Here is a 22037-nt window from a genome sequence, read left to right on the forward strand (position 1 = left end):
TCTTAATCGAGGCCGGCCTGCCGGTCTCGCCTTCGCTTCCGTTTCATGCTCCTCCCCACCCCTGTGCGACCGTGCCATGACGACCACGACCTCTCCTGCAGCAACGCCTGAACTCCCGTTCGACATGATCATCTTCGGCGGCGGCGGCGACCTGTCCGCCCGCAAGCTGCTGCCGGCGCTCTACATGGCGCACCTGCACGGCAACCTGCCGGCCAACACCCGCATTCTGGCGGTCGGCCGCAAGCCGTGGTCGCGCGAGGACTACATCGTGTTCGTGGACGGGCACTCGAAGCCGTTCGTCGAAAAGCAGGCGCTCGACGCACCCGCCTGGGACCGCTTCCTCGCGCTGTTCGACTACGTGCGCATCGACGTCGACGCGCCGCAGGACTACGCGCACCTCGCCGACGCGTCGCGTCCGGGCGCGCAGCGCGTGTTCTACCTCGCCACCTCGCCGAACCTGTTCGTGACGATCTGCGACAACCTCTCGGCGGCGCATCTGATCGACGCCCATTCGCGCGTCGTGCTCGAAAAGCCGCTCGGCCACGATCTGGCGTCGGCCCAGGCGATCAACATCGCAGTCGGCCGGCATTTCGAGGAGGCGCAGATCTACCGGATCGACCACTACCTTGGCAAGGAAACCGTCCAGAACCTGATGGTGCTGCGCTTCGGCAACGCGATCTTCGGCCCGCTGTGGCAGGCGCCGTACATCAAGAGCGTGCAGATCACGGTGGCCGAGGCGGTGGGCGTCGGCAGCCGCGCGGGCTTTTACGACGAGATCGGCGCGATGCGCGACATGGTGCAGAACCATCTGCTGCAGCTGTTGTGCATCGTCGCGATGGAGCCGCCGGTGTCGCTCGACCCGGACGCGGTGCGCGACGAAAAACTCAAGGTGCTGCGCTCGCTGCGCCGGATGACGCCCGAGGACATCGCGCGCGACACGGTGCGCGGCCAGTACACGGCGGGCGCCGTCAACGGCGAGGCGGTCAAGGGCTATCTCGAGGAAGACAACGTGCCGGCGCAGAGCCGCGCGGAAACCTTCGTCGCATTGCGCGCGCAGATCAACAACTGGCGCTGGGCCAACGTGCCGTTCTTCCTGCGCACCGGCAAGCGGATGCAGAAGAAGGTGTCGGAAATCGTCATCGAGTTTTCCGAACTGCCGTTCTCGATCATGCCGAGCGGCCCGCGCCACTACGGCAACCGTCTCGTGATCCAGCTGCAGCCGGAGGAATCGATCCAGCTGCAGATGCTCGCGAAGGAGCCGGGCAGCGGCATGCACATGCTGCCGGTGAACCTGAACCTCGACTTGCAGCAGGCGTTTTCGGCCCGCCGCGCCGAAGCGTACGAGCGTTTGCTGATCGACGTGGTGCGCGGCCGCCTCACGCACTTCATGCGGCGCGACGAACTGGAAGCCGCGTGGGCGTGGGTCGAACCGATCCTCGAAGGCTGGCAGCAGTCCGGCGAGCGGCCGCGCAACTACACGGCCGGCTCGTTCGGGCCGGCCGCATCGACGACGCTGATCGCGCGCGAAAACGTGGTCTGGTCCGAGGATTTGCAGTAAGCGCGCCGCCGCGCCGCGGTCGCGCCGGGTTGGGCGGAGCGCCGCCGCGGTGGACCGGGCGGCGCGCCGCCGCCGGTGAAGCCGCGGTGACGGCCGCGCGGCGTCCGCGCCCGCGCCGACCCCGACCCCGACCCCGACCCCGACCCCGCGACCCCGCCGCCGCACGCGCTGCGCGAGTGCGCGCGCAGCGCGTCAATACACGTCCACCCGGCCCGGAAAGGTCTCGTCGAACAGCGCGGCGTCGTCGCCCGGCGCCGCGCCGCGCTGTTCGCGGTACGTGACGGGCGGCGCGCCGAACTGCTTGCGGAATTCGCGGCCGAGGTGCGACGCATCCGAGAAGCCGCAGCTCGACGCAATGTCGGCGACCGTGCGGTCCGAACTCGTCAGCAGCCACGCGGCAGTGCGCAGGCGCACCTGCTTCGCGAACGCCTGCGGCGTGCGGCCCGTCTCCGCCTTGAAGAGCCGCTCCAGCTGGCGCGGCGACAGATCGAGCTTGCACGCGAGCTCTTCGAGCGGCAGCGCGCGCCCGACGTGCTGCTCCATCAGCAGGATCGCGCGCTTCACCTTCGGGTGGGTGGCCGGTTCGAGCCCCGGCGGATGCGGCTGCGGCGCATTGCCTTTCTGCATCTCGCCGACCAGCAGGATACGCAGCGCCTTCTGCACGGTCGCATGCTCGAAGTGGCGCAGCAGGATCGCCGCCGCCACGTCGATCGACGCGCGCCCGCCCGAGCAGGTGATGCGCCGCCGGTCGATCACGAACAGCCGGTCGGCGACCAGCGCGTCCGGGTTCGCCGCCGGAAAGCGCTCGATGAAATCCCAGTAGTGAAACCAGCTCACGCAGAGGCGGTGGCCGTCGAGCACGCCCGCGCGCATCAGCGCGAACACGCCGGTGCAGATGCCCACCAGCGTCGTCTCGCCGCGCGCGGCGCGGCGGATGAACTGCAGCGTCTCGTCGCTCGCCTGCGGGCCCGAATGCAGCAGGCCGCCGACCACCACGACGTAGTCGAACGGCTCGGCCTCGGCGAAGGTCTGCCACGGCGTGATCTGGATCCCGCAGCTTGCGCGCACCGGCGCGAGCGTGTCGCCGATCACGCTCCACGAGCAGCGTACCGGCTTGCTGTAGTCGCCTTCGTCGGCCGACAGCCGCAGCATGTCGACGAAGCCGGAAAACGCGGTCAGCGTGAAGTTCGGCAGCAGCACGATGCCGAAGCGGATGCGCTCTTTCGGGCGGCCGTCGATCGACGCGAGCGGCAGGGAGGGGGCGGATTGGACGGTTTTCATCGGGCTACGGCACGCTCGTCGGTCAGCGGGGTGGGCGGGCGGGCCGGCGGCGCTCTGCACTGCCGCTAGCGTCGCCGATCCGGGTCGCGGCCGCTTGCGCTTTTGCGCCACGAACCATCGCAGAAACGAACCGCCCGCGCGGCCGTGGCGGCCCTGGCGCGGCCGTCCCAGGGCGATGGCGTTTTTGTTCTATCGGCCAATTCTACGCGCTGGTGTACTGACGGCATACGACAGGCGCACAGCGAACCGCGTGTGGCGCGCCTGCCGGAACCCTCACTCTGGATATCAGGCAGCCTCATGAACGTCAGCGTTTTCGATCTGTTCAAGATCGGTATCGGCCCGTCGAGTTCGCACACGGTCGGCCCGATGATCGCCGCTTGCCGCTTCGCGTCGCATATCGAAGACGCGAATCTGCTCGGCTTCGTGCAGCACGTGAAGGTCGAGCTGTACGGCTCGCTCGGCGCGACCGGCAAGGGGCACGGCACCGACAAGGCGGTGCTGCTCGGCCTCGAAGGCCATCTGCCGGACACGATCGACCCGGACCTGATCGCGCCGCGCCTCGCGCAGATCCGCGCGGACAAGGCGCTGTCGCTGCTCGGCCGGCACCGCATCCGCTATGACGAAAAGGAGCATCTGACGTTTTATCGCCGGCTGATGGCGGGCACCGGCATCGTGCATCCGAACGGGATGCGCTTTCAGGCGTTCGACGAGAACGGCCAGTTGCTGGTCGAGAAGGAGTATTACTCGGTGGGCGGCGGCTTCGTCGTGAATCGCGACGGCGACCGCGTGAACGGCGTGCGCGCCGGCGCCGAGGTGCCGCACCCGTTTCGCACCGGCGAGGACCTGATGCGCGTATGCCGCGACAGCGGGCAGTCGATTGCCGAGGTGACGATGGCCAACGAATGCGCGTCGCGCACGCCGGCCGAGGTGCGCGCGGGGCTGCTCGCGATCTGGCGCACGATGGCCGCCTGCGTCGAGCGCGGCTGCAAGCTGCACGGCGAACTGCCCGGCCCGATGCGCGTGAAGCGCCGCGCGGCCGAGCTGTGCGCGACGCTGCGCGAGCGCTCGGAGGAGTCGCTGCGCGATCCGCTGTCGATGCTCGACTGGGTCAACCTGTACGCGATGGCCGTCAACGAGGAAAACGCCGCGGGCGGGCGCGTCGTCACCGCGCCGACCAACGGCGCGGCGGGCGTCATCCCGGCCGTGCTGCATTACTACGTGAAGTTCGTGCCCGGCTCGAACGAGGACGGCATCGTCACGTTCCTGCTGACCGCCGCGGCGATCGGCATCATCTACAAGGAAACCGCGTCGATCTCCGGGGCCGAGGTCGGCTGCCAGGGCGAGGTCGGCGTCGCGTGCTCGATGGCCGCCGCGGCGCTCGCCGCGGTGATGGGCGGCACGCCCACCCAGGTCGAGAACGCCGCCGAGATCGGCATGGAGCACAACCTCGGGATGACCTGCGACCCGGTGGGCGGCCTCGTGCAGATTCCGTGCATCGAGCGCAACGCGATGGGCGCGATCAAGGCGCTGAACGCGTCGCGCATGGCGCTCAAGGGCGACGGCCAGCATTACGTGTCGCTCGACAGCGTGATCAGGACGATGCGCGAGACCGGCGCCGACATGAAGACGAAATACAAGGAGACGTCACGCGGCGGTCTGGCCGTGAACGTCATCGAATGCTAATGGGAGGACCTCTGCGATGAGCCGCTATTCGATATTCAGTTTGTTCCGCAACGGGTTGTCGTATCACGAGAACTGGGAGCGGCAGTGGCGCAGCCCGGAGCCGAAGCGCGAGTACGACGTCGTGATCGTCGGCGGCGGCGGGCACGGGCTCGCGACCGCGTATTACCTCGCGAAAGAGCATGGCGTGCGCAACGTCGCGATCCTGGAGAAGGGCTGGATCGGCGGCGGCAATACCGCGCGCAACACGACGATCGTGCGCTCGAACTACCTGTGGGACGAATCGGCCGCGCTCTACGAGAAAGCGATGAAGCTGTGGGAAGGGCTCTCGCAGGACCTGAACTACAACGTGATGTTCAGCCAGCGCGGCGTGATGAACCTCGCGCATACGCTGCAGGACGTGCGCGACACCGAGCGGCGCGTGAACGCGAACCGCCTGAACGGCGTCGACGCGGAGTTCCTCACGCCGGCGCAGATCAAGGAGCTCGAACCGGCCATCAACCTGAACGCGCGCTACCCGGTGCTCGGCGCGTCGTTCCAGCGCCGCGGCGGCGTCGCGCGCCACGATGCGGTCGCGTGGGGTTTTGCGCGCGGCGCGGACCAGCACGGCGTCGACATCATCCAGAACTGCCAGGTGACCGGCATTCGCCGCGACGGCGGCCGCGTGACGGGCGTCGATACGGTCAAGGGCTTCATCAAGGCGAAGAAGGTCGCGGTGGTCGCGGCCGGCAACACCACCACGCTCGCCGACATGGCCGGCGTGCGCCTGCCGCTCGAAAGCCATCCGCTGCAGGCGCTCGTGTCCGAGCCGATCAAGCCGGTGGTCAACACGGTCGTGATGTCGAACGCGGTGCACGCGTACATCAGCCAGTCCGACAAGGGCGATCTCGTGATCGGCGCGGGCGTCGACCAGTACGCGGGCTTCGGCCAGCGCGGCAGCTTCAACATCATCGAAGGCACGCTGCAGGCGATCGTCGAGATGTTCCCGGTGTTCTCGCGGGTGCGCATGAACCGGCAGTGGGGCGGCATCGTCGACGTGTCGCCGGACGCATGCCCGATCATCAGCAAGACCGACGTGAAAGGCCTCTATTTCAACTGCGGCTGGGGTACCGGCGGCTTCAAGGCGACGCCGGGCTCCGGCTGGGTGTTCGCGCACACGATCGCGCACGACGAACCGCATCCGCTGAACGCGCCGTTCTCGCTGGAGCGCTTCTACACCGGCCATCTGATCGACGAACACGGCGCGGCCGCCGTGGCCCACTAATCGCGCGAGGAGAAGCGAACATGTTGCTGATCGAATGCCCCTGGTGCGGACCGCGCGCCGAATCCGAATTTTCCTGCGGCGGCGAGGCCGACATCATGCGCCCGCTCGACACCGATGCGCTCACCGACCGCGAATGGGGCGACTACCTGTTCATGCGCAAGAACCCGCGCGGCGTGCATCACGAGCAATGGTTGCACACGCAAGGATGCCGGCGCTGGTTCAAGGCGACACGCGATACGGTCACCTACCAGATTCTCGGTTACGAAACGTTCGGCGGCGCGGCCGCCGGTCATGCAGAGGACACACCGTCATGAGCCAGAAAGACCGCCTCGGCGCCGGCGGGCGCATCAATCGTGCGATCGCGCTCAGCTTCACGTTCAACGGCCGCACCTATCAGGGCTTCCAGGGCGACACGCTCGCGTCGGCGCTGCTCGCCAACGGCGTGCATTTCGTCGCGCGCAGCTTCAAGTATCACCGCCCGCGCGGCATCGTCACCGCGGGCGTCGAGGAGCCGAATGCCGTCGTGCAACTGGAGCGCGGCGCCTACACCGTGCCCAATGCGCGCGCGACCGAGGTCGAGCTGTATCAGGGGCTCGTCGCGACCAGCGTGAACGCCGAGCCGAGCCTCGAACACGACCGCATGGCGATCAACCAGAAGTTTTCGCGCTTCCTGCCGGCCGGCTTCTATTACAAGACGTTCATGTGGCCGCGCAAATGGTGGCCGAAGTACGAGGAAAAGATCCGCGAAGCCGCGGGGCTCGGCAAGGCGCCGCAGGAGCGCGACGCGGACCGCTACGACAAGTGCTACGCGCATTGCGACGTGCTGGTGGTGGGCGGCGGCCCGAGCGGTCTCGCGGCCGCGCACGCGGCGGCGGTGTCGGGCGCGCGCGTGATGCTGGTCGACGACCAGCGCGAACTGGGCGGCAGCCTGCTCGCGTGCCGCGCGGAAATCGACGGCCGGCCGGCGCTCCAGTGGGTCGAGAAGATCGAGGCCGCGCTGCGCCAGATGCCCGACGTGACGATCCTGTCGCGCAGCACCGCATTCGGCTATCAGGACCACAACCTCGTGACCGTCGCGCAGCGCCTGACCGATCATCTGCCGGTCTCGACGCGCAAGGGCACCCGCGAACTGATGTGGAAAGTGCGCGCCAAACGCGTGATTCTCGCGACCGGCGCGCACGAGCGCCCGCTCGTGTTCGGCAACAACGACCTGCCCGGCGTGATGCTCGCATCGGCGGTGTCGGCGTACATCCACCGGTATGGCGTGCTGCCGGGCCGCGAGGCGGTCGTGTTCACGAACAACGACAGCGGCTATCAGTGCGCGCTCGACCTGAAGAGCTGCGGCGCGAAGGTGACCGTGATCGATCCGCGCGCGCAGAGCGACGGCGCGTTGCCCGCGGCCGCCCGCCGGCATGGCGTGACGGTGCTCAACCAGGCCGTCGTGAAGAGCGCGCGCGGCAAGCTGCGGGTTGCCGCCGTCGAGGTGGCGGCATACGCGGACGGCAAGACCGGCGCGGCGCGCCCGGATGTCGCCTGCGATCTCGTCGCGATGTCGGGCGGCTGGAGCCCGGTGCTGCACCTGTTCGCGCAATCGGGCGGCAAGGCGCACTGGCACGACGAGAAGGTCTGCTTCGTGCCGGGCAAGGCGGCGCAGGCCGAAACGAGCGTCGGGGCGGCGGCGGGCGAGTTCGGTCTCGCGCGCGGCCTGCGTTTCGCGGTCGATGCCGGTGTCGAGGCGGCGAAGGCGGCCGGGTTTGCCGCGAACCGTCCGGCCGTGCCGCAGGTCGCGGAACCGGCCGAGGCGCCGCTGCTGCCGCTGTGGCTGGTCGGCAGCCGCGAGGCGGCCGCGCGCGGGCCGAAGCAGTTCGTCGATTTCCAGAACGACGTCGCGGCGGCCGACATCCTGCTGGCCGCGCGCGAAGGCTTCGAGTCGGTCGAGCACGTGAAGCGCTATACGGCGATGGGCTTCGGCACCGACCAGGGCAAGCTCGGCAACATCAACGGGATGGCGATCCTTGCCGGCGCGCTCGGCAAGACGATTCCCGAGACCGGCACGACGACGTTCCGCCCGAACTACACGCCGGTGACCTTCGGCGCGTTCGCGGGCCGCGAGCTGGGCGATCTGCTCGATCCGATCCGCAAGACCTGCATCCACGAATGGCACGTCGAGCACGGCGCGGCATTCGAGGACGTCGGCAACTGGAAGCGCCCCTGGTATTTCCCGAAGGCCGGCGAGGACCTGCACGCGGCGGTCGCGCGCGAGTGTCTCGCGGTGCGCAACGGCGTCGGCATCCTCGATGCATCGACGCTCGGCAAGATCGACATCCAGGGCCCCGATGCGGCGAAGCTGCTGAACTGGGTCTACACGAACCCGTGGAGCAAGCTCGAAGTCGGCAAGTGCCGCTACGGCCTGATGCTCGACGAAAACGGCATGGTGTTCGACGACGGCGTGACCGTGCGCCTCGGCGAGCAGCACTACATGATGACCACCACCACCGGCGGCGCCGCGCGCGTGCTGACCTGGCTCGAACGCTGGCTGCAGACGGAGTGGCCGGACATGAAGGTGCGCCTCGCGTCGGTGACGGACCACTGGGCGACCTTCGCCGTGGTCGGTCCGAAGAGCCGCAAGGTGCTGCAGAAGGTGTGCCGCGACATCGACTTCGCGAATGCGGCGTTTCCGTTCATGTCGTATCGCAACGGCACCGTCGCGGGCGTGGCGGCGCGCGTGATGCGCATCAGCTTCTCGGGCGAGCTCGCGTACGAGGTGAACGTGCCGGCGAACCTCGGCCGCGCGGTCTGGGAAGCGCTGATGGCCGCGGGCGCGGAGTTCGACATCACGCCGTACGGCACCGAGACGATGCACGTGCTGCGTGCGGAGAAGGGCTACATCATCGTCGGCCAGGACACCGACGGCTCGATCACGCCGCACGACCTGGGCATGGGCGGGCTTGTTGCAAAGTCGAAAGACTTCCTCGGCCGGCGCTCGCTGACGCGCACGGATACCGCGAAGGCGGGGCGCAAGCAGTTCATCGGACTCCTGACGGACGATCCGCAGACGGTGCTGCCCGAAGGCGCGCAGATCGTCGCGCACGGCATCCACCCGCCGGCCGGCATGACCGGCGAGATCACGCCGATGCTCGGGCACGTGACGTCGAGCTACTACAGCCCGATTCTGAAACGCTCGATCGCGCTCGCCGTGGTCAAGGGCGGCCTCGACAAGATCGGCGAGCCCGTGACGATTCCGCTTGCGAACGGCAAGCAGATCGCCGCGAAGATTGCGAGCCCGGTGTTCTACGATACCGAAGGAGTACGTCAGCATGTGGAATGAAGCAGGCAACAAGGCCGCGCGCACGCAGCGCGGCGCGGGAGAGCTCTGGCAGGAGTCGCCGCTCGTCGGCGTGCGCGATCTGCTGAAGGCGCATCAGGAACGCGGGTCGAAGACATTCAGCCTGACCGAGCGGCCGTTCTGCGATCTGGTCAACGTGCGCGGCGACGCGCGCGACCCGGCGTTCGCCGCCGCGCTCGAGGGCGTCACCGGCTGCCGGCCGCCGTCGCGGCCGAACACGATGGCGCGCGGCCCCGCGTACGACGCGCTGTGGCTCGGCCCGGACGAATGGCTCGTGCGCTCGCATGCCGCGCAGGCGGCGACGCTCGAAGCCCGACTGGTCGCGGCGCTCGCGGGGCAATTCGCGTCGGCCGTCGACATCGGCAGCGGCTATACGGTGCTCGAACTCGCCGGCACGAAGGCGCGCGACGTGCTTGCGCGGGGCTGCCCGCTCGATCTGCATCCGCGCATGTTCGTGCAGGGCCAGTGCGCGCAGAGCCATTACTTCAAGGCGTCGATCGTGCTGATCGCGACCGGCGCCGACACCTTCGAGGTGGTCGTGCGCCGCAGCTTCGCCGACTACTTCTGCCGCATCATGCTCGACGCGGCCGCGCCGCTCGCATCGTGAAGCCGTTCGACAGCCCGCTCGCGCCGCAGCGCGGGCCGCACGCGGGCCGCGGCTGGCGCGTGTTCGTCGACGGCCTGACGGTGCGCACGCGCGTCGGCCTGCACGCGCACGAGCACGCCGCGCCGCAGCCGGTCGTGCTCGACGCGAGCCTGCGGTATCGCGGCACGCCGGCCGAGCAGGACGGCGCCGGCATGATCGACTACGAGCACTATTGCGAGCGGATGACCGCCTTTCTGACCGGCAAGCCGCATACGCGGCTGCTCGAAACGCTCGCGCTCGAACTGGCGGAGCTGTCGTTTCGCGAGTGGCCGGCGCTCGACGCGCTGACGCTCGCGCTGCACAAGCCGAAGATTCGCGAGGGCACGCGCCGCATCGGCGTCGAGCTCGACTGGACGCGCGCCGATTACGAGGCCGCGTGCGCGGTGCCGCACGCGGCGCGCACGCAGGTTGCCGGCTGACACGCGGCATGGTCCATCATCGGGGCCGCGGCGGGGGGCGCGCCATGCCTCGTCACGACGACCCACAGGCGCCCGCGCCCGCCCACTCGACCGCGCTGCTCAAGCAGGCCAGCGAGGCGGGCGACGGGCAGGCCGCGCTCGCGCTGCTCGAACGCAGCATGGCGCTCGGCCATCGGCGCATTGCGTTGATCCGCTATCTGGATGCGCAGTCGCTGCGGGCGCCGCTCGAAGCCCGTCATCACGACTACGTGCGCGCAATCGCCGCGCGCATGAGCCCCGCGGCGCTCGCGCGGGTGGCGGGCGAAGCGCGTGCGCGAGCCGGCCGGCGCGCGCGCCACGACAACCGCGACAATCACACGAACCGCGCGCCCGCCTGCTGACGCGCCGCGCGCGCTGCGTGCGCAGCGTGTGCTGCGCGTGCTGCGCGTGCTGCGCTCAGGCCGGATGCAGGCCGCGCAGGATCTGGCGCACGCGCGACAGGTCCTGATGGACCTGGCCGGTATGCTCGAACAGCGCGGCTAGCCAGTCGACGAACGCGCGCACGCGCGGCGACACGTGCCGGTGCTTGACGTAGGCCACCGATACCGGCGTTGGCGTCGGCTTCCATTGCGGCAGCACCTCGCGCAACTGCCCGGAATCCAGATACGGCTGCGCGGCGATGCGCGACGGCTGGATCAGCCCGAGCCCCTGCAGCCCGCACGTCAGGTAGGCCTGCTCGTCGCTCACCTTCACGAAGCCGTCGAGCTTCACCGCGAGCGCGCGGCCGCCGACCTCGAAGTCGAAGTCGACGGTGCGGCCGCCGTCGGGCGACATGCCGTTCACGGCCACGTGGCGCGCGAGCGCGTCGAGATCGTCGGGCATCCCGTGCCGTTCGAGGTAGGCGGGGCTCGCGCAGGTCACGTGTTCGAGCGTGCCGAGGCGCCGCGCGGCGAGTCCCGAATCGGGCAGCTCGCCGAGCTGGATGCTGCAGTCGACGGCTTCGCCGACCAGATCCACCGCGCGGTTGCTGATGCCGATCGCGAGGTCGATGCGCGGGTAGCGCGCGTGGAAGTCGTCGAGCGCCGGCAGCACGATCGCGCTGGCGACCGCGGCCGGCATCTCGACGCGCAGCCGGCCGCTCAGATGATCGGTCGCGTCGCGCAGGCTCGCCTCCATCTCGTCGATATCGGCCAGAATCTGCGAGCAGCGTTCGTAGTAGGCCGCGCCTTCGGTCGTCGCGCTGACGTGCCGGGTCGTGCGCACGAGCAGCGTCGTGCCGAGCAGCGCTTCGAGATGCTGCACGAGCGTGGTGGCGGTTGCGCGGGGGATGTCCAGCGATTGCGCGGCGCGCGTGAAACTGTTCATTTCGACGATGCGCACGAAGGTGCGCATCGCCTGAATTCGGTCGATCACGGGCAATCTCCTGTGCCAACGGGTGAGTCCTGTTACGGACGGGCAAACGGCGGACGGCCGGCACGGCCTGTTCCTTGCGGAAGAGGCCGTGCCGGCGTCAGGAAATGCAGCGCAGACGGCGCGCGCCGGCACGAGGCCGGGCGCGCGGCTTCGGCGTTTTACTGCCTGAGCGAATCCAGATCGATCACGAAGCGGTACTTCACGTCGCTTTTCAGCATCCGCTCGTACGCGTCGTTGATCTGTTGCATCGGAATCCGCTCGATGTCGGCGGTGATGCCGTGCTCGCCGCAGAAATCGAGCATCTCCTGGGTTTCGGCGATGCCGCCGATCAGCGAGCCGGCGAGGCGGCGGCGCTTCATGATCAGGTTGAACACCTGCGGCGACGGATGATCGTGCTCGGGCGCGCCGACCAGCACCAGCGTGCCGTCGCGGCGCAGCAGGTTGAGGAACGGGTTCAGGTCGTGCTGCGCGGCCACCGTGTTGACGATCAGGTCGAAGCTGTTCGCGTGCGCGTTCATCTCGTCTTCGTGCTTCGAGATGACCACTTCGTGTGCGCCGAGCCGCTTTGCGTCGTCGACCTTCGAGGCCGACGTCGTGAACAGCACGACGTGCGCGCCCATCGCGCGCGCGAGCTTCACGCCCATATGGCCGAGACCGCCGAGACCGACCACGCCGACCTTCTTGCCGGGCCCCGCGCCCCACTGGCGCAGCGGCGAGTAGGTCGTGATGCCCGCGCACAGCAGCGGCGCGACGCCGGCCGGATCGAGGTTCTCCGGCACGCGCAGCACGAACGCCTCGTCGACGACGAGCTCGGTCGAGTAGCCGCCGAACGTGATCGCGCCGCTCACGCGGTCGACGCCGTTATAGGTCGGCACGAAGCCGCCCTCGCAATACTGTTCGAGTCCTTCGGCGCAGCTCGGGCAGGTGCGGCACGAATCGACGAGGCAGCCGACGCCGACCAGTTCGCCGACCCGGTAGCGCGTCACCTGCGGGCCGACCGCGGTGACGCGGCCGACGATCTCGTGGCCCGGCACGACCGGGAAGACCGTGTTCTGCCATTCGTTGCGGGCCTGGTGCAGGTCCGAATGACAGACGCCGCAAAACAGCACGTCCATCTGCACGTCATGGTCGCGCAGCGCGCGGCGCGGGTACTCGAACGGTGCGAGCTTCGACTGCGCATTCTGCGCGGCATAAGCATAGGTAGTCGTCACGACAGCTCCTGCAATGGGGGTCAACGGCACAAGGCGCCGGCTTCGGCGGCGCGCGGCCCCGGACAGGGCCGCTCTTGCGGTGCGATGCAGCGGATCGCCGCGGCCCCGGTACGCGGTCGGCGTGGCGCGGCTCGCGAGGCGAGCCGGGCGCCTGAAGGGGGCAACCCGATGGGCGATCCGTCAGGGTTCCCATCGTAGGGGCCACAGCAGCCTTGGGGAATACCTGAATGTCTCGAAGATTTGCCTGATTCTCTCGATGACGAGCGCTATAGGCGGTTTGGTGCTAAATTTCAAGCCTTATTCTCTGGCACAACGGCAGACTTTGTCATGAAACCGACTCATCCCGATCATCCGGCGCTTGCCGCGCAGCGGCGCATGGCGGCGCTGTTCGACGTCCTCGCGCCCAACGACGGCTTCACGCTGTCGTGCGTGGACGGCGTCAAGCTGATGCGCGCGACGCGGCCGATGCCGCGCATGCCGGTGCTCTACGAGCCGAGCATCGTCGTCGTCTGCCAGGGGCGCAAGCGTGGCTATCTCGGCGACCAGGCGTTCCTGTACGACGCGCAGCAATATCTGGTCCTGTCGGTGCCGCTGCCGTTCGAGTGCGAGACCGAGGCGAGCGCGGACGAGCCGTTTCTCGGCATTTCGGTGCGGGTCGATCTCGCGATGGTCGCCGAGCTGCTGATGGCGCTGAACGAGACGCTCGGCACCGCGCACAAGGAGCCGCGCGGCATCTACTCGACCCCGCTCGATCCCGCGCTGAGCGGCGCGGTGCAGCGGCTGCTCGAAGCGCTCGCCGCGCCGCTCGACGCGCGCATTCTCGCGCCGGCGATCGTGCGCGAGATCTGCTACCGCGTGCTGACCGGCGAGCAGGGCGACGCGATCCGCGCGGCGCTCACGCATCAGCACCATTTCGGCCGCATCGCGAAGGCGCTGCGGCGCATCCACGCGGACTACCGGGGCGATCTCGACGTCGACACGCTCGCGAGCGAGGCCGGCATGAGCCTCGCGGTGTTCCATGCGCAGTTCAAGAGCGTGACGGCGACTTCGCCGATGCAGTACGTGAAGACCACGCGGCTGCATCACGCGCGGCTCTTGATGGTGCAGGACGGCCTGAACGCGGGCGCGGCGGCCGCGCGGGTCGGCTACGAGAGCGCGTCGCAGTTCAGCCGCGAGTTCAAGCGGCTGTTCGGATTGAGCCCGGTGGAGGAGGTGCGGCGCATGCGCGCGATGCGCGCCGCGCCGCCGGCGCCGCCCGCGGCCGTGCCGGCGCCGAAATACGTGACCGCGGTCTGAGCGCGCGGTGCGCGGCCGGCCGGCGCGGTGCGAGACCGGTAATGCCGATACCGGAATCGGCACACAACTGGCTGATGCGCGGCGCGGCGTCTACGATGGCCGTTCCTACCCCGTCACCGTAGAAGGAGTGTCCTCGCCATGAAGCGTTTTCATATTGCGCTTGCCGTTGCCGATCTCGACGCGTCGATTGCCGATTACAGCGATCGGCTCGGGCTGCCGCCGGCGGCCGTCGTGCCGGGCCGTTATGCGATGTGGCGCACGTCGCTGCTGAACTTCTCGATCAACCTGTCGCCGGCCGACGCGGGGCGGCTGCGGCACGTGGGCTTCGAGGACGACGAAGCCGGGGACTATACGAAGAGCGTCGACGTCAACGGGCTCGAATGGGAGCGCTTCTCCGCGGCCGAGCAGGATCGACGCATCGCGAGCACGTATGGTGTCGCGGTGCGATCCTAAGGGGCGTCGGCACGGAAGGTGCGCGAGACCAGATACACGTCGACGCCGCTCATCGAGCACTCGGTGGACGACGCGCGGTTGACGGTGATCACGTGGAATGCCTGGCCGGACCGGGCATACAGCGTGATGTCGAATACCTGCCGGTAAAGGTCGGCGCCGATCTTTTCGATCGCGATTGGCGTGGCGCGGGTTTTCGCTTCGTCAAGCTGCGCGATCCTGACGAGTCCCGCATTCTGCAGATTGACCTCGGCCATGCTTGTCGGCCAGCTGGCGCACGGCAGCCCGGCGGGCAGCGGGGCAGCGCGGGCCGCGCAGATGGCCGGCGCGGCGAGCCATAGCGGCAGTGACCGCCGCAGTAAGAGTCGCAATAAGCGTCGCAGCGAGCGCCGGGGTGAGAGCCTGGATAACAGCCTGGATAACAGCCGGCGTAACAGCCGCAGCGAGAGCGGCAGCCTGCCGCGCATCACCGTTCCTCTCGATGCAGTGTTTGCCACGGCGCGGTTTCGGTCCGGCGCATGTTTGCGGTCTTCGGGCCTCACCCGTTCTGCGCCCCATCCGGCGGACTGGCGAGCAGCGTCGCGTAATGGGCGCGCTTGACCTCGTACATCAGCAGATCGGCGCGCTGGATCGCCGTTTCGAGGCGTTCGCCCTGCTGGCAGGTCGAGGCGGCCATCGACAGGCTGAGCGGCGAGCCCGGATAGAACTGGTTGTTCAGATCCGCCAGTTGCCGGATCGTTTCGATCATCGCCGCGCCGCCGCGCTCGTCGGTGCCGGGCATCAGGATCGCAAACTCGTCGCCGCCGATGCGCGCCGCGTGAAACGGCGTTTCCATCGCCTTCGCGAGCACCTCGCCCGCGCGCCGCAGCAGCGCGTCGCCGGCCGCGTGGCCCAACTGGTCGTTCACGCGCTTCAGGCCGTTCAGGTCGGCCATGATCACGGTGACCGGGAACGGACCCTTGCGCTCGATCCGGTTCAGCTCGTCCACATAGAACGAGCGGTTGCGCAGCTTGGTGAGCACGTCGTGCTTGCCGAGGAATTCGAGGTACGCCTCGGCTTTCTTGCGCGCGGTGATGTCGGTGAGCGCGACCAGCACGAGGTCCCAGTTGCGCTCGTGGCCGGGCAGCACCGAGAACTGCAGGTGCACGTGCACCTCGTTGCCGTCGAGCGCGTAGTTGACCACTTCGCGCTGCTGGAACAGCTTGCCTTCCCACAGGTCGATCAGCTGCTCGCGAAAGTGCGGCCGCATGTCGTCGCGGAAGACGTCGGGCAGGCGCCCGAGCAGCGTCTTCTTGTCGGGCGCGACGAACATTTCGAGCGTGTGCTGGTTCACGTCGATCACGACGATTTCCTGCATGCAGCGTTCGACGAACTCCGGATGCACGTCCGTGAAGACCCGGAAGTCGCTGATGCCCGCCGCGCGCGCGCCGTCGAGCAGGCGCCGGACCGCGCTGAAATCCTCGACCCACAGCGACACCGGCGAATATTCGAACAGCCCGCGCGCATATTCCTCGGCGCGCGAGATCCGGTGGCGCGCGCCTTCGAGTTCGGTAATGTCCTCCAGCGACACCAGCACCCGGTCCCAGCGCGCCTCGTGGCCCGGCAGCACCGCGCCGCGCAGCAGCACGTCGAGGCGCTGGCCGCCGAGCGTGTAGTTGACGGTCTGGCTCATGAACTGCGTCTGGCCGGCCCACAGCTGGCACAGCTCTTCGAGGTGGGTTTTCAGCATGTCGTCGCGGAACACCGCGGCGAGGTTGCCGGTCAGCGCGGCGAAATCGGCTGCCTCGAACAGCGACAGCGTCTTCTGGTTCACCTTGATCACGCGGATGCTGTGCGCGCATTGCGCGACCCGTTCCGGGTGCTCGCGGAAATGCGCGCGCAGGTCGGTGACGCCCTCGGCGCGCCATGCGTCGAACAGCGCCTTCACGCCGCTGAAGTCCTCGAGCCACAGCGAAACCGGGGCCAGTTCGAACATCTCCGAGTCGTCGCGGGCGGCGCTTGGAGCGGCGTTCGGGGCGGTGGGCGAGGCAGGGGTACCGGCGGCTTCCAGCATGACAGGTCCAGATTCGATAGTGCCGCTATTCTAAAGGGCCTTGGGCCCGCAATACAGCTACGGCGCCTCCAGCGGCGTTGCGTCGGCGCATCTGGCCTCGACAGGCGCACCCGCTTGCGGCGGCGCGCATGCGGGCACGAACCCGGCGCGCCTTACCGGAAGTAACGGCGGCGGGCCGCCCAACTTGAGCCGGACCGGCCGGCCCGAGCTGACCGGTTCGAGCTGCGTGGCCCGAACTGAGCGGCCCGAACTGAGCGGCGCAAACAGACTGACCCAAGCGGAACGACCCAAGCGCAAAGGCCCAGGCGCAAAGGCCCAGGCGCAAAGGCCCAGGCGCAAAGGCCCAGGCAGAACGATCCAGGCAGAGCGCCCCGAACCGCGCGCCCCAAACAAACCTGATCGCGCTCGACCCGCACACCTGCAAATTCACTGCAGCGGCGCCCGCCGGCTGCCGTAAACGCATATATCCGCACTGATGCGCGCCGGGTATGCGCGCGGCGCACGCCGGTCCGGGCCGGCTGTCCGCCGCGCCGGCGGCGGCGCGTGCTGCCCGGCGCCGAACCTCGGACAAACCTCAGACGAATGCAAGCAATGATGGGACTGAAGCAATCCGCTCGCCCGCCGGCCGGGCAGACCGAGCGCAACGTGCTGCTGCGCTCGCAGTTCGAGGCGTTCACGCGGCAGTTGCCGCTGCTGTACACGATCCTGATCGTCAATAGCGCGGCCGTGTCGCTCACGCATCTGTCGTGTGCGCCGGCGTGGCTCGCGCGCGACGTGCCGCTCGCGCTGTGCACGCTCTGCGCGTTGCGGATGATCGTCTGGATCCGGCGCCGGGCGTCGCTCGCGACGCTCAGCGACGCCGCCGTGGCGCAGCGCCTGCGCACGACGATCCGGCTGATCGTCGTGTTCGGCGTGCTGTTCACCGCATGGGGGCTGATGCTGTTTCCCTATGGCGGGCCGTACGCGAAGGTGCACGTCGCGTATTACATGTCGATCACGGTGATCGGCTGCATCTTCTGCCTGATGCACATGCGGCGCGCCGCGCTGCTGCTGACCGCGATCGTGCTGGTGCCGTTCACGCTGTTCTTCCTGTTCGCGCACAACGGCGTGCTGCTCGCGATCGACATCAACGCGCTGCTCGTCGCGATCGCGATGGTGATCGTGCTGCTCACGTACTACCGCGATTTCGCGAGCCTCGTCGGCTCGCAGGCCGCGCTGGAGAAGAAGCAACTGGAGCTGCAGGCGCTCAGCGACGAGAACTTCCGGCTCGCCAACTCCGACAGCCTGACCGGGCTGCCGAACCGCCGTCACTTCCTCGCGATGCTGTCGGAGCGCTTCACGTCCGGCAAGCTCGCGCCGCAGCGTTTCGCGGTGGGCGTGCTCGATCTGGACGGCTTCAAGCAGATCAACGATCTGCACGGCCACCGCATGGGCGACCGGCTGCTCGAAGAGGTCGGCCGGCGGCTGCAGGCGTGCGCGGACGAGCACATCACGCTCGCGCGGCTCGGCGGCGACGAGTTCGGGCTGCTGGTGCAGGCACTCGACGACACGGACGCGCTGCACCGGATCGGCGCGCTCGTCTGCGAGGTGCTGCGCCAGCCATACGAGCTGCCCGGCGCGACCGCGCGCATTTCGGCGTCGCTCGGCTTCGCGGTGTTTCCGGACGCGGGGCTTACGCCCGAGCAGCTGTTCGAGCGCGCGGACTATGCGCTCTACCATGCGAAAGACCACCGGCGCGGCGGCACGACGGTGTTTTCGCAGCAGCACGAGCACCATATCCGCGAGATCAACCAGATCGAGCAGGCGCTGCGCCAGGCGGATCTGGCGCAGGAGATGACGCTGCATTTCCAGCCGATCGTCGAGTCCGCGTCGCAGCGCGTCGTGGCGTACGAGGCGCTCGCGCGCTGGCACAGTCCGCTGCTCGGCAGCGTCGCGCCATCGCGCTTCGTCGGCATCGCGGAGCGCAGCGACCTGATTCATCAGCTGACCGCGGTGCTGCTCGGCAAGGCGCTCGCGCTGATGACGCACGATTATCCGCACGCCTGCGTGAGCTTCAATCTGTCCGCGCGCGATATCGCGTCGCCGGATGCGGTCTGCGCGATTCGCGAGATCGTGCGCGCGAGCGGCGTCGACGCGAGCCGGCTCACGTTCGAGATCACCGAGACGGCCGTGATCAAGAACTTCGAGCTTGCGCACGCGGCGCTCGTCGAGCTGCGCGCGCTCGGCGCGAAAATCTCGCTCGACGACTTCGGCACCGGCTATTCGAGCCTGCACTGCATCCACCAGTTGCCGTTGAACAGCGTGAAGATCGACCGCAGCTTCATCGGCCGCATCGAGCGGGACAGTACCGCACAAGGCATCGTGCGCAGCATTGTGGACCTGTGCCGCAACCTGCGCGTGACCTGCGTCGTCGAAGGCGTCGAGAATGAAGAGCAGGTCAGCGTGCTCAGGCAGCTCGGCTGCTCGATGATGCAGGGGTTCTACTTCGGCCGCCCGGCGCCGGCGATGGCGCAGACGCGGACGAGCGACGCCGCGGCGCCGGCGCTGGGGTAGCGGGATCCTGCGCCGGACGGCAGGACGCCGGACGTCCAGTCAGCCGGTCGACCTGTCACTCAGTCAGCCAGCCAGCCGCCGGACGTCCGATCAGCCAATCAGCCAATCAGCCAATCAGCTTCAGCCCCGGCGGCAGCGCTTCGCCGAACACGCGCCCTTCGTCGGCCGTATCGAGCTCGACCGCCTCGCGCAGCGAGGTGCTCCAGCCGGCCGGCGCGCGCACCGCTTCGAGCCGTTTGATGACCGCCGCGCGCGCGGCGTCGGACAGGTCGCGCGCGCGGTCGCCGCTCAGGCGGGCAATCTGCACCGCGGCGAATGCGGCGGGCTCGACCTTGCGCCAGTCGAGCGCGAGGAGCGTCTCCAGCCAGCGCTCGGCGGTGTCGGGCGGCACCACGCTGTGCGCGCTGCCGTAGAACGGCCGGCGCGCGCCGATCCGGCCGAGCGCCCACCAGTCCTCGCGCGATTCGCCCGACGGGCGCGGCCGTCCGAGCAGCCGCTCGCCGAGCGCGACCTTGCGTGCCGCCGGAATGCGTTCGAGCGAGGCTTCGAGCCGCACGCTGTCCGCATGGCCGGTTTTGGCCGGATCGAACGGCAGGCGCGGCCGGCCCGGCGCATCCGACTGCAGGTAGTCGAGCGCGTCGAGCACCGCGAGCTGCTGCGCCTCGTTCAGGCCGCCCGCCGCGCGGCGCCACAGCGTCCACCATTCGGACCAGACCTGGCTGTCGGCGACGTACTGGATGCCGTCGTCGAACAGCGTCCAGAGCTGCTCGACCCGCCATGCGTCGAGCGGGTGCCCGAAGCCGGGGCGCACGCAGAACCCCGCGAGATTCAGCCATAACCGCTCGTGCGCGGCCGAGCGGCGGCGCCGCCGCGCGCGTTCCCAGAGCGCGGCGAACAGCTCGCGCAGCAGCGCGGTGTCCCAGCTCGCGCGCGGGCCGAGCACGTGTTCGAGTTCGGCGCGCATCCGCTTCACCTGCTTCGGGTCGGCCTGCTGGGTGCGCGCGCCGAAGCTGCGCTCGATCAGCGCAAGCGCGGCCGGCAGGCGCGGATGCACGACGGCCGGCGCCTCGCCGGACGCGCCCGCGCGCGCTTCGCCGCGGCGCAGCTGGAATTCGAGCAGCCAGCGCTGCGCGGCGTCGGCGGCGTCGATGCAGTGCACTTCGAGCGTGCCGACCTCGGTGAGCGACGCGGCGAGCCGCACCGGCGTCTCGCCCGCGGCACCGCCGGCACGCGGCGGCACGACGGTCGCGAGCGGCGGCAGCCGCACGAATTCGCCGGCGGCGAGCGTCGCGAGTTCGCCCGCCTGCCAGCGCGCATCCGCGTTCGACGACGCGAGGTGGAACTGCACCGGATGCCCGAGCCGCAGCGCGAAGGTGCGGCCGTCGAGCGCGATCTCATGACCCTCCTCGGTGCCGCGCGGCAGCACGCAGACGCCTTGCAGCGCGTCGCGCGCGTCGTCGAGCGCGAGGAAATAGCTGCGCGGCGCGCCGCCGCCGATGCGCGGCGCACGGCCCGCGCGCGCCAGCGCGTAGGCGACCGCGCCGCGCGCGACGGCCACGTCCGGGTCGTCGTTGTGCAACAGCTTCGGCGGCGCGCCGCGCCAGTCGGCCAGCGTGTCCGCGAAGCGCTGCGCAAGCGGCGCCGCGCGGAACACGCCGCCGTTCAGCAGCACCGTGTCAGGGACCGGCAGCGCGGATCCGTCGGGCGCCGCGTCGCCGAGCGCGTCGCGCGACGGCTCGGCCTGCTGCTGCAGAAACGCCGCGACGTGGCGCGTGATCGCCGGGTCGCTCGCGTACGGCAAGCCGAATTCGACGAGCGCGCCGCGCGGCCGGCCGGGCCGCGCATCGGCCGCGACGCGCGGAAAAAAGCCGTCGACGACGAGGCGCTCGACTTCGTCGCGCGCGAGCGGCGCGCTGCGCGCCCCGCCGACCAGCTTCGCGCCGGCCGCGAGCAGCGTGACCGGCAGCGTGTCGGGCGCGTCTGGCGCGAGCAGCCGCTCCTTCGCGTCGCGGCAGCGCTCGACGAGCTGCGCGAGGCTCGCCGCGGGCAGCCGCGCGCCTGCTCCGGCGAGCCGCGCTTCGAGCCGATGTGCGAGCGCGAGATCCATGTTGTCGCCGCCGAGCATCAGGTGATTGCCGACGCCGATGCGGGTCAGCTGCGGCTCGCCATCCTGCATCCGCACCTTGATCAGCGTGAAGTCGGTGGTGCCGCCGCCCACGTCGCAGACCAGCACGAGCCGCGTGCCGTCGAGCGCGGGGCCGAGCGCGCCGCGATGGCGGAACAGCCAGTCGTAGAACGCTGCCTGCGGCTCTTCGAGCAGGCGCAGCGCCGGCAGTCCCGCCGCGCGCGCGGCTTCGAGCGTGAGCGCGCGCGCGCCGTCGTCGAACGACGCGGGCACCGTGAGGACGATGTCCTGATCTTCGAGGCGCGCGTCCGGGAAGCGGTGATTCCACGCGTCGCGCAGGTACGCGAGATAGCTCGCGCTCGCGGCGAGCGGCGAGACCTTGTCGATGCCCTCGGCCGCGCCCCACGGCAGGATCGGCGCGTCGCGCTCGACGCCCGCGTGCGACAGCCAGCTTTTCGCGCTCGTGACGACGCGCCCCGGCACCTGCGCGCCGAGCGTGCGCGCGTAGCGGCCGATCACCGCGGGCGGCGCGAGCGCCACGTCGGCGGGCGCCCAGGGCAGGGCCCGCTCGCCCGCGCCCAGCTCGCCCGGCGCCGGGTGATAGCGCACCGACGGCAGCAGCGCCCGCGCGCCGACCTGGCCGGGGCCGACGAGCTGCTCGATCTCGAACACGCGGATCGTGTCGGCGCCGCGCTCCGCGTAGGCGAGCACCGTGTTGCTGGTGCCGAGGTCGATCCCGACGCTGTAGCGCTTCATCGTGCGT

The 22037-nt window shown here is 69.5% G+C and carries 17 protein-coding genes; 11 read left to right on the forward strand and 6 right to left on the reverse strand.

All coding sequences use genetic code 11. From position 1 onward, the window contains the following. Positions 1-76 precede the first annotated feature (76 nt). Complete coding sequence (gene zwf, locus AC3AP7_RS22170) at positions 77-1558, forward strand: glucose-6-phosphate dehydrogenase (protein ID WP_487364690.1); 1482 nt, start codon at positions 77-79, stop codon at positions 1556-1558. A gap of 192 nt (positions 1559-1750) precedes the next feature. Here the strand turns inward: zwf and AC3AP7_RS22175 are convergent, their stop codons facing one another. Continuing rightward, positions 1751-2839, reverse strand: a complete 1089-nt coding sequence (locus tag AC3AP7_RS22175) for a GlxA family transcriptional regulator (protein ID WP_487364691.1) — start codon at positions 2837-2839, stop codon at positions 1751-1753. A gap of 297 nt (positions 2840-3136) precedes the next feature. Between AC3AP7_RS22175 and AC3AP7_RS22180 the strand changes: the two genes are divergently transcribed. The 7 genes from AC3AP7_RS22180 to AC3AP7_RS22210 are packed head-to-tail and all read left to right on the forward strand — an operon-like array spanning position 3137 to position 10574. Next, complete coding sequence (locus AC3AP7_RS22180; protein WP_487364692.1) at positions 3137-4522, forward strand: L-serine ammonia-lyase; 1386 nt, start codon at positions 3137-3139, stop codon at positions 4520-4522. Between the two features lie 16 nt (positions 4523-4538). Then, positions 4539-5783 carry a sarcosine oxidase subunit beta family protein gene (locus tag AC3AP7_RS22185; RefSeq protein WP_487364693.1) on the forward strand — a complete coding sequence of 415 codons (1245 nt, stop codon included), beginning with the start codon at positions 4539-4541 and terminating at the stop codon, positions 5781-5783. 20 nt (positions 5784-5803) lie between these two features. Then, positions 5804-6097 carry a sarcosine oxidase subunit delta gene (locus AC3AP7_RS22190; protein WP_487364694.1) on the forward strand — a complete coding sequence of 98 codons (294 nt, stop codon included), beginning with the start codon at positions 5804-5806 and terminating at the stop codon, positions 6095-6097. Next, a complete protein-coding gene (locus AC3AP7_RS22195; protein ID WP_487364695.1) occupies positions 6094-9111 on the forward strand; it encodes a sarcosine oxidase subunit alpha family protein in 3018 nt (1005 codons plus the stop codon). Before AC3AP7_RS22190 ends, AC3AP7_RS22195 begins: the two co-directional genes overlap by 4 nt. After that, positions 9101-9736 (forward strand): sarcosine oxidase subunit gamma, encoded by a 636-nt coding sequence (locus AC3AP7_RS22200; protein ID WP_487364696.1) that lies wholly within the window; start codon positions 9101-9103, stop codon positions 9734-9736. The genes AC3AP7_RS22195 and AC3AP7_RS22200 overlap by 11 nt, the downstream gene beginning before the upstream one ends. Next, positions 9733-10194, forward strand: coding sequence for a dihydroneopterin aldolase (locus AC3AP7_RS22205; RefSeq protein WP_487364697.1), 462 nt, complete (start codon positions 9733-9735; stop codon positions 10192-10194). The genes AC3AP7_RS22200 and AC3AP7_RS22205 overlap by 4 nt, the downstream gene beginning before the upstream one ends. Before the next feature lie 44 nt (positions 10195-10238). Then, the gene (locus tag AC3AP7_RS22210; RefSeq protein WP_487364698.1) at positions 10239-10574 is read left to right on the forward strand and encodes a hypothetical protein; all 336 of its coding nucleotides are present in this window, start codon (positions 10239-10241) and stop codon (positions 10572-10574) included. 55 nt (positions 10575-10629) lie between these two features. On the opposite strand, the gene AC3AP7_RS22215 is transcribed toward AC3AP7_RS22210, so the two are convergent. Next, positions 10630-11586 carry a LysR family transcriptional regulator gene (locus tag AC3AP7_RS22215; protein WP_487364699.1) on the reverse strand — a complete coding sequence of 319 codons (957 nt, stop codon included), beginning with the start codon at positions 11584-11586 and terminating at the stop codon, positions 10630-10632. A gap of 158 nt (positions 11587-11744) precedes the next feature. Further along, entirely contained in the window at positions 11745-12797 is a 1053-nt protein-coding gene (locus AC3AP7_RS22220; RefSeq protein ID WP_487364700.1) for an NAD(P)-dependent alcohol dehydrogenase, read from the reverse strand. A 327-nt stretch (positions 12798-13124) separates the two neighbouring features. Here AC3AP7_RS22220 and AC3AP7_RS22225 point away from each other — a divergent pair, with 327 nt between their 5' ends. After that, positions 13125-14093, forward strand: coding sequence for an AraC family transcriptional regulator (locus AC3AP7_RS22225; protein WP_487364701.1), 969 nt, complete (start codon positions 13125-13127; stop codon positions 14091-14093). A gap of 138 nt (positions 14094-14231) precedes the next feature. Then, complete coding sequence (locus AC3AP7_RS22230; protein ID WP_487364702.1) at positions 14232-14546, forward strand: VOC family protein; 315 nt, start codon at positions 14232-14234, stop codon at positions 14544-14546. On the opposite strand, the gene AC3AP7_RS22235 is transcribed toward AC3AP7_RS22230, so the two are convergent. Both AC3AP7_RS22235 and AC3AP7_RS22240 read right to left on the reverse strand, forming a co-directional pair. Next, positions 14543-15010, reverse strand: a complete 468-nt coding sequence (locus tag AC3AP7_RS22235; protein ID WP_487364703.1) for a hypothetical protein — start codon at positions 15008-15010, stop codon at positions 14543-14545. The genes AC3AP7_RS22230 and AC3AP7_RS22235 overlap by 4 nt on opposite strands. A 71-nt stretch (positions 15011-15081) precedes the next feature. Beyond that, on the reverse strand, positions 15082-16596 hold the full coding sequence (locus tag AC3AP7_RS22240) for a sensor domain-containing diguanylate cyclase (RefSeq protein ID WP_487364704.1): 1515 nt from the start codon (positions 16594-16596) through the stop codon (positions 15082-15084). A 591-nt stretch (positions 16597-17187) separates the two neighbouring features. On the opposite strand from AC3AP7_RS22240, the gene AC3AP7_RS22245 reads away from it, so the two are divergent. Then, positions 17188-19149, forward strand: a complete 1962-nt coding sequence (locus AC3AP7_RS22245) for a putative bifunctional diguanylate cyclase/phosphodiesterase (protein ID WP_487364705.1) — start codon at positions 17188-17190, stop codon at positions 19147-19149. 106 nt (positions 19150-19255) lie between these two features. Here AC3AP7_RS22245 and AC3AP7_RS22250 read toward each other — a convergent pair whose 3' ends face one another. After that, complete coding sequence (locus AC3AP7_RS22250) at positions 19256-22030, reverse strand: Hsp70 family protein (protein WP_487364706.1); 2775 nt, start codon at positions 22028-22030, stop codon at positions 19256-19258. Positions 22031-22037 lie beyond the last annotated feature (7 nt).

Source organism: Paraburkholderia sp. PAMB 6770, from assembly GCF_057748135.1.

Coding starts and splice junctions, on each gene's coding strand:
- zwf (WP_487364690.1), top strand. CDS start 77: ATGACGACCACGACCTCTCCTGCAGCAACGCCTGAACTCCCGTTCGAC.
- AC3AP7_RS22175 (WP_487364691.1), bottom strand. CDS start 2,839: ATGAAAACCGTCCAATCCGCCCCCTCCCTGCCGCTCGCGTCGATCGAC.
- AC3AP7_RS22180 (WP_487364692.1), top strand. CDS start 3,137: ATGAACGTCAGCGTTTTCGATCTGTTCAAGATCGGTATCGGCCCGTCG.
- AC3AP7_RS22185 (WP_487364693.1), top strand. CDS start 4,539: ATGAGCCGCTATTCGATATTCAGTTTGTTCCGCAACGGGTTGTCGTAT.
- AC3AP7_RS22190 (WP_487364694.1), top strand. CDS start 5,804: ATGTTGCTGATCGAATGCCCCTGGTGCGGACCGCGCGCCGAATCCGAA.
- AC3AP7_RS22195 (WP_487364695.1), top strand. CDS start 6,094: ATGAGCCAGAAAGACCGCCTCGGCGCCGGCGGGCGCATCAATCGTGCG.
- AC3AP7_RS22200 (WP_487364696.1), top strand. CDS start 9,101: ATGTGGAATGAAGCAGGCAACAAGGCCGCGCGCACGCAGCGCGGCGCG.
- AC3AP7_RS22210 (WP_487364698.1), top strand. CDS start 10,239: ATGCCTCGTCACGACGACCCACAGGCGCCCGCGCCCGCCCACTCGACC.
- AC3AP7_RS22225 (WP_487364701.1), top strand. CDS start 13,125: ATGAAACCGACTCATCCCGATCATCCGGCGCTTGCCGCGCAGCGGCGC.
- AC3AP7_RS22230 (WP_487364702.1), top strand. CDS start 14,232: ATGAAGCGTTTTCATATTGCGCTTGCCGTTGCCGATCTCGACGCGTCG.
- AC3AP7_RS22235 (WP_487364703.1), bottom strand. CDS start 15,010: ATGCGCGGCAGGCTGCCGCTCTCGCTGCGGCTGTTACGCCGGCTGTTA.
- AC3AP7_RS22240 (WP_487364704.1), bottom strand. CDS start 16,596: ATGCTGGAAGCCGCCGGTACCCCTGCCTCGCCCACCGCCCCGAACGCC.
- AC3AP7_RS22245 (WP_487364705.1), top strand. CDS start 17,188: ATGATGGGACTGAAGCAATCCGCTCGCCCGCCGGCCGGGCAGACCGAG.
- AC3AP7_RS22250 (WP_487364706.1), bottom strand. CDS start 22,030: ATGAAGCGCTACAGCGTCGGGATCGACCTCGGCACCAGCAACACGGTG.